Source organism: Klebsiella sp. MPUS7, assembly GCF_009905335.1.
In the GTDB taxonomy this organism is placed as follows: Bacteria; Pseudomonadota; Gammaproteobacteria; order Enterobacterales; family Enterobacteriaceae; genus Klebsiella; species Klebsiella grimontii.
In genome coordinates, this window is sequence record NZ_CP047604.1 from 4,726,542 (window position 1) to 4,740,093 (window position 13,552).

The following is a 13,552-nucleotide window of genomic DNA, read 5'->3' on the forward strand; positions in this document are numbered from 1 at the left end:
TTGCAGCCAGTCTGGAGGACAGCGCGGAACAACCGCTGCGTACACGCAGTACGTGAGGTTCGTAAGCGCTGACCAGGGCCAAACTGGCAAATGAAATAGCCTGATGGGATAGACTATAAGTGGGAACTGACGATGCTTGTCTATTGGCTGGATATTATTGGCACCGCCGTGTTTGCCATCTCCGGCGTCCTGCTGGCTGGAAAGCTGCGCATGGACCCTTTCGGCGTGCTGGTATTAGGCGTGGTAACTGCGGTGGGCGGCGGGACTATTCGCGATATGGCCCTTGCTAACGGCCCGGTATTTTGGGTTAAAGATCCTACCGATCTGGTGGTGGCGATGGTCACCAGCATGTTCACTATCCTGCTGGTGCGCCAGCCGCGCCGGTTACCCAAATGGGTACTGCCGGTGCTGGACGCCGTTGGTCTGGCGGTGTTTGTCGGTATCGGCGTCAACAAAGCCTTTATTGCCCATAGCGGGCCGCTGGTGGCCGTCTGTATGGGCGTCGTCACCGGCGTCGGCGGGGGGATCATCCGCGATGTGCTGGCGCGCGAAATCCCGATGATACTGCGTACGGAAATCTACGCCACGGCCTGCATCGTTGGCGGCATCGTGCATGCGACGGCGTACTACACTTTTCAGGTTCCGTTAGAAAACGCGGCGATGATAGGTATGGTGGTCACGCTGGTCATCAGGCTGGCGGCAATCCGCTGGCACCTGAAGCTGCCAACTTTTGCGCTTGATGAGAATGGGCGGTAATAAAAGCAAAACGGTAACCTTAACGTTACCGTTTTTCGCGTTGGCTCCCTCTCTCTGTGGGAGAGGCTGGGGGGCCGCGCTATCTTTAAACGCTGAACGAGGAGCCGCAGCCGCAGGTGCTTTTCGCATTCGGGTTGGTCACGATAAAACGCGAACCTTCCAGACCTTCGGTATAATCGACGGCGCCGCCGACCAGATACTGCAGGCTCATTGGGTCAACCACCAGGCCGACGCCCTGCTTCTCAATAGTCATATCGCCTTCGTTAACCTGATCGTCGAAGGTAAAACCGTACTGGAAACCGCTGCAGCCACCGCCGGTGATATATACGCGCAATTTCAGGTTGGGATTGTCTTCATCAGCAATCAGGTCTTTTACTTTAATCGCTGCGGCTTCGGTAAACTCCAGCGGCAACGCTACGTCATCACTCATTTTATGCTCCCATTGATACTTCTGACCGGTTAAAGAATAACCCGACCTTTTGAGCCATTATCCAATACCCGAGTAAATCGTTCAAGTATTCTCCCCGCCGACCGGCTGCGCCCTGGCTTCCTGCTCCGCCTTTTGTTTTGCCAGGGTGCGCTGCAGGATTGTCGAGTATAAAGGCTTACCGCCGAGGAATTGTGCCAATAGTGTTGCGCCGAGACAGGTAATAATCATTGGCAAAATGAGCTGATAGTTATCGGTCATCTCCAGCACCAGAACGATGCCGGTCAACGGCGCGCGAACCGAGGCGGCGAGCAGCGCGCCCATACCGGCGATGGCAAAGGTTCCTGCATCCAGATGATACGCCGGAAACAGCGGGGTCGCCGCCATACCAAATGCCGTCCCCAGCAGCGTCCCCAGCGCCAGCATCGGCGCAAAGATACCGCCGGGCGCGCCGGAAGAGAAGCAGAGCAGCGTGGTGATCACCCGCGCGATAAAAATAAACAGTAGCAGGCCAACGGAAAAATTGCCCGCCGCGGCGATAGGGATCAGGTTAAACCCGCCGCCGGACGCCGTTGGCTGAATCAGCCCCAGTACGCCGCAGCTGCCGCCGATCAGGCCGCCAATCAGCACCCACTTTTTGATATTGCCGCCGTGGATCCGCTGGAACATATCCTGGGTACGCAGCACCAGCGTATTAAACAGTGGGCCAATGCAGCCAAAAATCATCCCGAGGATCAAATACAACCACAGGGTGTTGACCGGCGCATTGCTGAGCTTACCAACCTCGATAACCGCTTTATCGCCGTTGAAGATACGGAAAACGATGGTGGCCATAATCACGCCGGTAAATACGGCTTTAATGGAGATCAGGTTGTAGCGAAACTGCGGGCGCATCTCTTCAATAATAAACAGAATCCCGGCGAGCGGCGCGTTAAAGGCGGCGGAGAGCCCCGCCGCGGCGCCGGTCGCCAGAAGCGTATGGCGCGCTTCCGGGCTACGCATGCGGAACACGTCCACCACCATACGCCCAAGGTTGCCCCCAAGCTGGACCATCGGCCCTTCGCGTCCCAGCACCATTCCCGCGCCCAGCGTACCCATGCCGCCGATAAACTTCACCGGCAGCACGCGCCACCAGCGGACGGGACGCAGCTCTTCCAGCGCGCCTTCAATTTCCGGGATCCCGGAGCCGCCCGCTTCCGGCGCAAAACGCCGCACGAGGAAATAGCCCACCATTGCCAGCAAAGCGGAGAGTATAAAGGCCAGCGGCCACACCAGAAACCAGTGGTCAGCCACCTCTACCAGCGCGCCAATACGCAGGTTCTGCACCCAGTTGACGCTTTTCTCAAACGCGACGCCGACCAACCCCGCCAGCGTTCCGACAACGGCGGCCATTAATAACACCGCCAGCGGCGTCTTATCACGCTGAATCAACCGACGCACGGCATCGCTGCGGCGAACGCGTACGAACTGATGTGCTGAAGAAGAGGGATTTTCTGCTTTCATGCCATTATCAATGATGAGTAATACAAATAGAAAGAAGGGCATTCTAGCCAACCGGACAAGCGCCGTCGTCAAAAAAATGCGCCGCGACCTCATTGTTTCAATTGGGCAAAACTTTCATAACCTTCCTGGAATAACTTAGAATAGTCGACAAAACATTTTTCACGAACCAGGACCCAGGCAATGAGCAAATCTGAAAATCTGTATAACGCTGCGCGTGAACTTATTCCCGGCGGCGTGAACTCTCCGGTACGTGCCTTCACCGGCGTCGGCGGTACGCCGCTGTTTATCGAGCGCGCAGACGGCGCTTACCTTTACGACGTTGATGGTAAAGCGTATATCGATTATGTCGGTTCCTGGGGCCCGATGGTGCTGGGTCACAACCACCCGGCCATCCGCAACGCGGTCATTGAAGCCGCCGAACGCGGTTTAAGCTTTGGCGCGCCGACGGAGATGGAAGTCAAAATGGCGGCGCTGGTTACCGAACTGGTCCCGACCATGGATATGGTTCGCATGGTGAACTCCGGTACCGAAGCGACCATGAGCGCCATTCGCCTGGCCCGCGGCTTCACCGGCCGTGACAAAATCATTAAGTTCGAAGGCTGCTACCACGGCCACGCCGACTGCCTGCTGGTGAAGGCCGGCTCAGGCGCGCTGACGCTCGGCCAACCGAACTCGCCGGGCGTGCCGGCGGACTTCGCCAAACACACGCTGACCTGCACCTATAACGATCTGTCATCGGTTCGCGCCGCGTTCGAACAGTATCCGCAGGATATCGCCTGCATCATCGTTGAGCCGGTGGCCGGTAATATGAACTGTATCCCGCCGCTGCCGGAGTTTCTGCCGGGCCTGCGCGCGCTGTGCGACGAGTTCGGCGCGCTGCTGATTATCGATGAAGTGATGACCGGCTTCCGCGTGGCGCTGGCCGGCGCGCAGGATTACTACGGCGTGGTGCCGGATCTAACCTGCCTTGGCAAAATCATCGGCGGCGGTATGCCGGTAGGCGCATTCGGCGGTCGTCGTGAAGTGATGGATGCCCTCGCGCCGACCGGCCCGGTTTATCAAGCAGGCACCCTCTCCGGCAACCCCATTGCCATGGCGGCAGGTTTCGCCTGCTTAAGCGAAGTGGCGCAGCCCGGCGTGCACGAGACGCTAACCGAACTGACCAACCAGCTGGCCCAGGGTCTGCTGGACGCCGCTCGCGATGCCGGTATCCCGCTGGTGGTGAATAACGTTGGCGGCATGTTCGGCATTTTCTTTACCGACGCGCCAACCGTGACCTGCTACCAGGACGTGGTCAAATGCGACGTAGAGCGTTTCAAACGCTTCTTCCACCTGATGCTGGAAGAGGGCGTCTATCTGGCGCCGTCGGCGTTTGAAGCGGGCTTTATGTCCATCGCCCACAGCGAAGAAGATATCGACAACACCGTTGCCGCCGCGCGTAACGCCTTCGCGAAGCTGTAACTCTGATTGCCGGGGCTGCTCAGCCCCGGCAATGCCTCTCCGAGGTGCTGCACTCTTTGAAAATCAATAAGCGGCTTATAACATCGCGACGCCCGGCGGGCATCGCGATGCGGAAAAGCTACCGGCTCTGTTTTCTTAACAGATAGATAAAGTACGGCGCGCCGATAAACGTCGACAACAAGCCCGCCGGGATCTGATACGGGAACAGCATCATCCGGCCGCACCAGTCGGCGAACACCAGCAGCCCCCCGCCAATCAGGCCGGAGATCGCCATATGCGGCATCGTACGCCGGAATCCCATCATACGCGCAATATGCGGCGCCATTAATCCCACAAAGCTGAGGGGGCCAATCGTTAGCGTTGCGGCCGCGGTCAAACATGCCGCCAGCAGCAGTAGCCCAATGCGTGACGGCGTCAGCGCCATACCGACCGCCCTCGCCGCCTCGCCGCCCAGCGGCAGAATCGTCAGCCAGCGGCGGCAGAGCGGGGCCAGCGCCAGCAGGATCAGCATCACCACGCCGCTGCGCACCACCAGCTCCGGCGTCGCGCTGTAGGTGGAGCCGGAAATCCACGTCAGGATCTGCGCCATTCGCGGATCGCCGCTGGCCTGCAGCATCATCAGCAGCATGGTAAACGCGGTACTCAGCGCCATCCCCGCCAGCAGCATACGGTGCGGCGAAAATCCGCCGCGCCCGGCGGCAGCCAGGATAACCAGCAGCGTCGCCGCCGCGCCGAGGCTACCGGCGGGCAGCAGCCAGCCAAAGGCGTTGCCCGGCACGAAAAATAGCATCAGCACCACGCCAAACGCCGCGCCCGAGCTGATGCCAAGCACTTCCGGACTGGCCATCGGATTACCGGTTAAGCGTTGGATAATGCAGCCCGCCACCGCCAGCATCACGCCGGCGAACAGCGCCGCCAGAATGCGCGGCCAGCGCCAGGGCATTAGCTGATCCAGTAGCGTTCCGCTGGCCCAGTGCCAGCCCTGCGCGTCGCGGCCGAAAGCCAGCGCCGCGACGATGGCCAGCAGCAGAATCGCCAGCCCGCCCAGCGCGAACCACAGCACATGTTGGCGTTCAGCCAGCACTTTATCGCCACCGTTCATCACCGGCGCACTAATGCTGCGTAGGCGCGGCAGCAGCCATAGCAGCAGCGGCGCGCCAATCAGCGCGGTCACCGAACCGGTGGAGACCTCCATCCACACCCGGGCCAGCCACAGGATGAGCTGATCGGAGAGCCACAGCAGCAGCGCGCCAATCAGGGCCGCCAGCAGCAGGCGCGATAGCAGGCGGCGAGCGCCCAGCATCTTCGCCAGCAGCGGCGCGAACAAACCGATAAAACCAATAATCCCCACCGCATTCACCAACAGGGCGCTGATGATAATCGCCAGAGTCAACGCCCCCAGCCGCGCCAGAGAAAGCGCCAGACCGAGATTGCGCGCCACGCCGTCGTCCAGCCCCATCAGGGTCAGCGGACGCAGCAGCAGCAGGGTCAGAATCGCCCCGCCCAGCAGCTGCGGCCACAGCCGCTGCACCACGCTCCAGTCGGTCTGCGTCAGGGTGCCGGTGCTCCACAGGAACATGCTTTGCAGCTGGTCATGATGGAAGATCGCCATCAGCTGATTAAGCGCGCCGCAGTAGAGACTCACCACCAAGCCTGCCAGAATCAACGTCACCGGCGAGAGGCGTTTGCCCCACGACACGCCAAACACCAGCGCGCCGACAATGCAGGCCCCGGCCAGCGCGGCAAACTGCGACGCCAGCACGCCAGGGATTGCCCATAGCGTGGTGACCGTCATGCCCAGCTGCGCCCCGGTCGCCACGCCGAGCGTCGTCGGCTCCGCCAGCGGGTTACGCAGCACCTGCTGGAACAGCACGCCCACCAGCCCCAGCCCGGCGCCGACCAGCAGCGATATCGCCAGCCGCGGCAGCAGGCTGTAGTGGAACAGCATCTGGGCGATATTATCGATACTCGGCTGCCAGAGCGCCTGTCCCCACTCGCTTCGCGGCAGCGCCACGTTGAGGTTGAACAGCGTCAGCGCAGCAGCGACGATAAGCAGAGTTAACAGCAGAGATGTCGCCAAAGGCGAAATACGCGATCTCACGCCGGGCCTCCCTGAGCATCGGCCAACACGCGGGCAAAATGCATCGCCGATAGCGTCGCGCCATAGAACCACACCGCCGGGACGCGCTGAAAACGCCCTGCGCGAACGAACGGCATCGCTTGCCACAGCGGCGTCGCCGTGAGCTGCGCCATCTCCCGCGCATTGCCGTGATCGAAGCAGATAACGTCGGCGTCTCTGTAGGCCGCCAGCCGGTCAATACCGACGGTGACGCTGCCCCAAAAGGTGGTCTCGCCCTGCCAGGCATTGTTGATGGCAAAGCGGTCGAGCACTTCCTGGAACAGACAGTTCTGCGCAAAGACCAGCACGTGGCGGGTATCAAGCAGGGTAATCATCAGCAGCGGGCGATCGCCGCGACGGGCAAAGCGCGGACGCAGGCTCTCCATCAGCGCGTCAAATTCCGCCAGATGGCGCTTCGCTTCCTGCTGCCTGCCGATCAGGTCAGCCATTTCGCTAAGCGACTGCTGAGCCATCATCAGCGGACGCTTGCCGTCGCTGAAGGTGAATCCTCGTCCGGGCGCAATACGCGCCAGCTTTTCCGCCGACGGGCCATATCCTGCCGACCAGACCAGAAACGACGGCTTCATCTGCGTCAACAGCTCCAGATTGGGTTCGGTGCGCAGCCCAACGTCAATCACCGAATCAGGCAGCGCCGGTTCATTGACCCACAGCCTGTAGTTAGGGATATCGGCAACGCCGTAGGGCGTGACGCCCAGCGCCAGCAGCAGCTCTACCGGCAACCATTCGAGCGCGACAATACGCTGCGGATCCACTTCCGCCGCCCGCGCGCCGCGCATCTGCCATAGCAGCGGCGACAGCGCCATCGCGGTCAGCAGGCGCCGCCGCGTGATGAATGTGAGGTTTTCCATCAATAGACAAAACTTACTGGCGCTGCGCCAGCCGGATGCGGCAGGATCCCCATCGGGATGCCGTAAATTTGTTCCAGGGTTTCGCTGCGCATCAGCGCCGCGGGCGTTCCCTGAGCGATCATCTCACCGCCGCGAAGCGCAACCAGATAGTCGCAGTAGCGCGCCGCCATATTGATATCATGCAGGACGGCGATCACCGTCAGCCCGCGCTGCTGGCTGAGGCGATGAACCAGCGCCAGCACATCCACCTGGTGGGCGATATCCAGCGCCGAGGTCGGTTCATCAAGCAGCAGGCAGCGGCTATCCTGGGCCACCAGCATGGCAATCCACGCGCGCTGGCGTTCACCGCCGGAGAGGCTGTCCACCAGCCGCTGGGCCAGCGGTTTAAGCCCGACCAGCGCAATCGCCTCTTCCACTTTCTCCCGATCCGCCGCGCCAAAACGCCCCAGCGCCCCGTGCCACGGGTAGCGGCCGATCGCCACCAGCTCACGCACCGTCATGCCTTCCGCCGGTGGCAACTGCTGCGGCAAATAGGCGACTTTGCGGGCAAACGCTTTGCTGCCCCAGCTGTCGAGCGGCTGGCCGTCGAGCAAAATATCCCCATCCGACGGCGGCTGATGGCGGCCAAGCATTTTCAGCAGCGTTGATTTGCCGGAGCCGTTATGGCCAATCAGGCCGGTGACTTTTCCCGCCGGGAAAGTTAACGACAGAGGATGCAGCAGCGTTCGGCCGGGCACGCGGAAGGTCACGCGGTCCAGTGAAAACGTCGTATCGGAGTGCGGAATGTTTTCCTGCATAACGGAACCTGGTCAGAGGCGCGGCGAACCGCGCCCGTTAAGTGGTTAGAAACGGAAAGTCGCGGTCGCCACAACCTGGCGTTCAGCGCCCCAGTAGCAGGCGTATTCGCTGTAGCAGCTGGAAACGTATTCGCGATCGAACAGGTTGTTGACGTTGACCCCGATCGACGAACCCGGTAGACCAAAGCGCGCCAGATCATATTTCACGGTAGCATCCATTAACGCGTAGCCCGCGACGTTGAAGGAGTCGTCTTTTTTTCCCGTCGAAGTATTGTTTTTGTAATAGCTTACCGTTGAACCGACATAGCGCGCCCCGGCGCCCACCGTCAGGCCGCTCAGCGCGGTTTCGTGGAAGGTGTAGTCTGCCCACAGCGACGCCATATTGCGCGGCACTTCCGCCGGACGCTTGCCGTTAAAGGTGGTGTCATGCTGGTACTGGGCGTCGGTATAGGTATAGGAAGCCGTCACGTTGACGTTGGCGTTAACCGCCGCTTTCGCCTCCAGCTCAATCCCGCGTGAGCGGATTTCGCCCGTCTGGATACTGAACGAGGAGTTGTTCGGATCCGCCGTCAGGTTTTTATCTTTGGTCAGTTGATATACCGCGGCGGTCAGCACAACCGGCATATCCTTCGGTACGTACTTCACGCCGGCTTCGTACTGTTCGCCGTGGGAAGCATCGAAGGGTTTGCCATCCCGCGACGATCCGGAAACCGGCTCAAAGGACTGGCTGTAGCTGAAGTATGGCGAGATACCATTATCAAACAGATAGTTAATGCCGCCGCGCCAGGTGAACTGCTGATCGTGATTTTTGGCGAGGGTATTCGCAGGGCGCGTCAGGGTGGAAGCCATCGCATAGTCGTAGCGGCCACCCAGCGTCATCACCCACTTATCCCACGCCATCTGATCCTGCGCGTACAGGCCGGTCTGCTCCATGCGGTTCAGCACCGAATAGGGGAAGTTAACGCTGACGTCTGGATTGCCATACTGCGGGTTCTGCATGTCAATCGCGGAAGCCGTCCCGTAGTCGGCCTTAACATCATTACGCATGCGCGAATAATCCACGCCGGTTAACAGAGTGTGCCCTACCACGCCGGTTGCGAAATCAGACTGCAGCTGGGTATCAACGGTGAACGTATTGAGATGCTCATCGGAGCGAACATACGCGCGGTTGATTTTGCCTGTCGGCGTATATCCGTTGCCGTAGACTGAACGATACAGGGTATGGACATCCGCATAACGCAGGTTCTGACGCACGGTGAAAGTGTCATCAAACTGGTGCGAGAAGCTGTAGCCGACCATCTGCTGACGGCGAGACATCTTATTATTCGCTTCGCCTTCGTTGAAGTCCGTCGGCAGCTTGTGCGCCTTACCGTTGGCGTCGTAATACGGCACCACTGTCCCTTCACGCGGCAGCCAGCCGTAATACCCGGCATAGGGATCGCTCTGGAAATTACTCAGGAAAGTGAAGTCCGTTTTGTCATCCGGACGCCAGCTAAAGGAGGGCGCGACCGCATAGCGGGTCGATTTCGCCATCTGCTGCTGGGCATCCTGGCTGCGACCCAAACCGGTCAGGCGATACGACCACACCCCGTCATCATCAATGGCATCGCTGAAATCAAACCCCGTCTGCCACAGATTATCGGTACCCATTTTAAACTGGATTTCTTTCAGCGGCTCAGTGGTCGGTCGCTTGCTGACCATGCTGACGATACCGCCAGGGTTGCTGTTGCCGTACAGCACCGACGTTGGCCCACGCATCACTTCAACACGTTCAAGGAAATAGGGGTCCATCGACACTTCAGAATAGTTATTCCCCTGCAGCTTCATCCCATCCAGATACTGGTTGGTGTTCACCGTCGTCGACGTGGTGAAGCCGCGAATCGTCACTACGTCATAGGTGGTTGAGCTGCCGCGAGTCGAGAATACGCCCGGCGTATAGGCCAGCGCTTCTTTAACCGTCGTCGGCTGCTTCATCTCCATTTCCTGGCGGGTCACTACGGAAATAGACTGCGGCGTTTTTTCGATGGGCGTATCGGTTTTTGTTGCGGTCGCCGAATGTTTCGCCGCGATGGTCGCTGCCGGTCCCCAGGCGCTCTCCTGCGGAGCCGGAGCGGCGGTTACGGTGATGGTTTCTTCTTTCGGTTCAACTGCCGCCTGTGCATAAACAGACATGCCGCTAACCGCCGTGGCTACTACAGCTGCGATTTTACGCAGCGAGTGATTTGGCTGAGCAGTTTTAAGACGCGCCATGGGTATATCTCTAATAGAAGTGAATGATAACGTAAACGAGAATTATTATTATAACGGCTGACATAATAGGCGAAACGATCGCGGCAAGGCAAGAAATATGCCCCTGACGAAATATCAAAGGATGAATAAATAACCAGACGGTAAGTGTGGAGTTAAGCGGGTGTTAATTAATTTATCGATATAAAAAGGCCCCCTAATACTGAGGTATTAGAGGGCCACTATTTTAGCATCCATTTAAACGACGAAGCGTCGGCTTAAAGGATGAAGCGGAACGTTAATTACTGCCGAACATATCCTTAATCCAGCCCGCGACGCCATCGCTCTTCTCCTGCTTCGGCGGTTGCTGCTGCTGGTTTTGCTGCTGTTGCGGCTGCTGCCCGGACTGGTTGAACGGATTATTCGCCTGCTGCTGCTGGAGCTGCTGCTGTTGGATCTGTTCGCCCTGGCGGCACAGCGCGTCCGGCGTGGTGGTCCATACCGGCAGCGAGCGCATGCCGCCGCTGCAGACAAAGTTACCGCTGCCATCGACGCCCATATCCACCACGTCTTCCGGCGGCGTCAGCACCAGCGGGGTCGGGGTCTGGTTTGCCAGATAGCGCTGGTAAATGAACATTGCGCCGCTGGCGCCGTACAGCTTGGTCGGCTGGTTATTATCGCGACCCACCCAGGTAATGGTCACCTGACCACCGTCAATACCGGCAAACCAGGTATCAACGTTGTTGTTGGTGGTCCCGGTTTTACCCGCCAGATGCAGGCCCGGATACTTCGCGCCCAGCTGGCGACCGGTACCGCGCTGCACAACCTGCTGCATGGTCCATAGCGTCATGTAAGCCGCCTGGGCCGGCACCGCGCGCTCCGCCTGCGGATAGCTCTGATAGAGCACGGTACCATCTTCGGCGATAACGGAACGCAGCGCTGACAGCGGCGCGCGGTTGCCCCCGCTGGCGATGGTCTGGAACGCCTGCGCCACTTCAATCGGCGTCAGGTTCAGCGCCCCCAGCAGCATCGACGGAACCGCGTTCAGCTGATTCTTCGGCGCGCCCAGTTTAGTCCAGGTATCGACCACCGCCGGCAGGCCCAGCGCCATCCCGAGGTTCACCGTCGGCACGTTCATCGAACGCGTCAGCGCATCGACCAGCATCACCTTACCGCTATCGCTGTAGCGACGGTCGTCGTTCTGCGGCGACCACGTCTGGCCATTAGACAGGCGAATCGAGATAGGCGCATCGGCAATCCAGGTATTGAGGCGATACTGGTTCGGCTGGCTTAGCGCGGTCAAATAGGTCGCCGGTTTTGCCAGTGAACCAATTGAACGGCGCGCCTGCATTGCGCGGTTATAGCCGGCAAACTGCGGCTCCGCCCCGCCGACCATCGCCCGCACCTCGCCGGTGAAGCGATCGACGACCACCATCGCGGTTTCCAGATCCGGCAGCTTACGCTGTTTCTTCAGCGCCGGAATACCTTCCGTCGCCGCCTTTTCCGCCGCATCCTGCGCGACTGAGTCGAAGGTGGTGAAGATCTTCACGCCGGAGAGATCTTTCACTTTGTCGCCCAGTTTCGCCTGCAGCTCCTGGCGCACCATCTGCATAAACGCCGGCTGCGGAGAGATAACCCCGCCGCGCGGCTGTACGCCCAGCGGACGCGCGCTCAGCATGTCATACAGCTCTTGATCGATAACCTGCTGCTGCTGCAGCAGACGCAGCACGAGGTTGCGTCGCTCCAGCGCCAGTTTTGGGTTACGCCATGGGTTGTAGACCGACGCGCCTTTTACCATCCCCACCAGCAGCGCCTGCTGATCGAGGCTCAGCTCTTCCACCGGACGGCCAAAGTAATAGAGGCTCGCCAGCGGGAAGCCGCGGATCTCGTTATCGCCGCTCTGACCGAGATACACTTCGTTCATATACAGCTCAAGGATACGATCCTTGCTGTAGCGGGCATCAACGATCAGCGCCATATAGGCTTCGTTAGCCTTACGCCAGTAGGAACGTTCGCTGGAGAGGAACAGGTTCTTCACCAGCTGCTGGGTCAGCGTACTCGCCCCCTGCACCGTACGCCCGGCGGTCAGGTTCGCCAGCACCGCGCGGCCAATCGAGTAGAGGCTGATGCCGTCGTGTTCGTAGAAATGGCGGTCTTCCGTCGCCAGCAGGGTATCGACCAGCAGATCCGGGAAGCCGTTGCGCTTAACAAACAGACGCTGTTCGCCGTTGGCCGATTGCAGCATGGTGATCAGGCGCGGATCGAGACGGAAGAAACCGAACTGGCGGTTATTATCCATATTCTCGATGGTATCCAGGCGATCGCCGTTGAAGGTCAGACGCGCGCGCACCTGTCCTTCTTTACTGTCCGGGAAATCGAACGGACGGCGGATCATCTCGATGCTGTTGGCCTGTACCGTATATTCGCCCGGGCGCGTCATCGCGCTCACCTGGCGATACTGCGTGGCGTTAAGCAGACGCACCATTTCGTTTTTGCTGATCTGCATATCCGGCTCAAGGTTGACCATCCGGCCATAGACCGCGGCGGGCAGATCCCAGACTTTACCGTCAATGCGGCTACGGATTTTCTGATCGAGGTAGACGCCATAGGCGGCAATCAACACCGCGCAGACGACCCCAATCTTAATCAGCAGCCATAGCCAGGCCCGTTTACGACGAGGGGGTTTACCGCCTTTGCCTTTTCCTTTCCGCGGCATCGGTTTTTCATCCTCATAGTCATCATCGTAATCGTCGTCGTAGTCCTCTTCCCGAACCCGACGGCGAGTTACCTTTTGTTTTGCCGGGCGCGAGGGTCTCCCCTTACGTCCGATCGGCTCGCGGTCATCTCCCGCCATGCTTTTTCTCCGCAACTTACAGGCGTAAAAGCCTGATTCTCAATGTTTCCCCGATTGGGGGAAAGAAGAAATCTCTCAAATTGACGCCCGACCGTTTTGGCTTTCAGGCGACCATTTATGAACTGCGCGACGCGTTATCATGTCGCTCGCATGATTTTCACTTTAAAAATTCACCATACAAATCACATTGTTACCGGCTTCATCGACAGAATAGTTCGGGACACGGAACTGATTGTCCAGGCGATACAGGATAGCACTAAACCGTGACATTCTTAACCAGCATTTTACATGCTCATCAGGTAACAAAAGGGAAATTATTATGTTTTTTAACAACATAAACATGTCCGCCCGTCTCCTTCTGCATACCGCCAAAAGAAAGCGGAACGGTAACGCCGGAAAATAGTATTTCCGCCAGCAAAAAGAAATAACGCAGATGAAAGAAAAAGAAATTTAAAAGCGCGCAATGATAAAAACGCGAGCGGCTTAACATTGATAATTTGGCAGATTTTCTGATGACTACGGATAAATATTTGTTAAACT

General features: G+C 58.9%; 9 protein-coding genes. 2 read left to right on the forward strand and 7 right to left on the reverse strand.

Going from position 1 to position 13,552, the window contains the following annotated elements; genetic code table 11:
- The first annotated feature begins 132 nt into the window (after positions 1–132).
- A complete protein-coding gene (locus GUC22_RS22080; RefSeq protein ID WP_004129095.1) occupies positions 133–756 on the forward strand; it encodes a TRIC cation channel family protein in 624 nt (207 codons plus the stop codon).
- 85 nt (positions 757–841) lie between these two features.
- On the opposite strand, the gene erpA is transcribed toward GUC22_RS22080, so the two are convergent.
- Together erpA and clcA are read right to left on the reverse strand one after the other, a co-directional pair.
- Positions 842–1,186 carry an iron-sulfur cluster insertion protein ErpA gene (gene erpA, locus GUC22_RS22085; protein WP_004098733.1) on the reverse strand — a complete coding sequence of 115 codons (345 nt, stop codon included), beginning with the start codon at positions 1,184–1,186 and terminating at the stop codon, positions 842–844.
- Between the two features lie 81 nt (positions 1,187–1,267).
- Positions 1,268–2,686, reverse strand: coding sequence for a H(+)/Cl(-) exchange transporter ClcA (gene clcA, locus GUC22_RS22090; protein ID WP_004872045.1), 1,419 nt, complete (start codon positions 2,684–2,686; stop codon positions 1,268–1,270).
- Between the two features lie 180 nt (positions 2,687–2,866).
- Here clcA and hemL point away from each other — a divergent pair, with 180 nt between their 5' ends.
- On the forward strand, positions 2,867–4,147 hold the full coding sequence (gene hemL, locus GUC22_RS22095; RefSeq protein ID WP_004129093.1) for a glutamate-1-semialdehyde 2,1-aminomutase: 1,281 nt from the start codon (positions 2,867–2,869) through the stop codon (positions 4,145–4,147).
- Between the two features lie 118 nt (positions 4,148–4,265).
- On the opposite strand, the gene fhuB is transcribed toward hemL, so the two are convergent.
- From fhuB to mrcB, 5 genes are all read right to left on the reverse strand, one after another.
- Positions 4,266–6,248 carry a Fe(3+)-hydroxamate ABC transporter permease FhuB gene (fhuB, locus tag GUC22_RS22100; RefSeq protein WP_049085788.1) on the reverse strand — a complete coding sequence of 661 codons (1,983 nt, stop codon included), beginning with the start codon at positions 6,246–6,248 and terminating at the stop codon, positions 4,266–4,268.
- Positions 6,245–7,135 (reverse strand): Fe(3+)-hydroxamate ABC transporter substrate-binding protein FhuD, encoded by an 891-nt coding sequence (gene fhuD, locus GUC22_RS22105; protein ID WP_049085787.1) that lies wholly within the window; start codon positions 7,133–7,135, stop codon positions 6,245–6,247. The genes fhuB and fhuD overlap by 4 nt, the downstream gene beginning before the upstream one ends.
- A complete protein-coding gene (gene fhuC / locus GUC22_RS22110) occupies positions 7,135–7,932 on the reverse strand; it encodes a Fe3+-hydroxamate ABC transporter ATP-binding protein FhuC (RefSeq protein ID WP_024360353.1) in 798 nt (265 codons plus the stop codon). The genes fhuD and fhuC overlap by 1 nt, the downstream gene beginning before the upstream one ends.
- 45 nt (positions 7,933–7,977) lie before the next feature.
- Positions 7,978–10,182, reverse strand: coding sequence for a ferrichrome porin FhuA (gene fhuA / locus GUC22_RS22115; protein ID WP_102650230.1), 2,205 nt, complete (start codon positions 10,180–10,182; stop codon positions 7,978–7,980).
- A gap of 274 nt (positions 10,183–10,456) precedes the next feature.
- Positions 10,457–13,012, reverse strand: a complete 2,556-nt coding sequence (gene mrcB / locus GUC22_RS22120) for a bifunctional glycosyl transferase/transpeptidase (RefSeq protein WP_160183769.1) — start codon at positions 13,010–13,012, stop codon at positions 10,457–10,459.
- Positions 13,013–13,552: the final 540 nt, after the last annotated feature.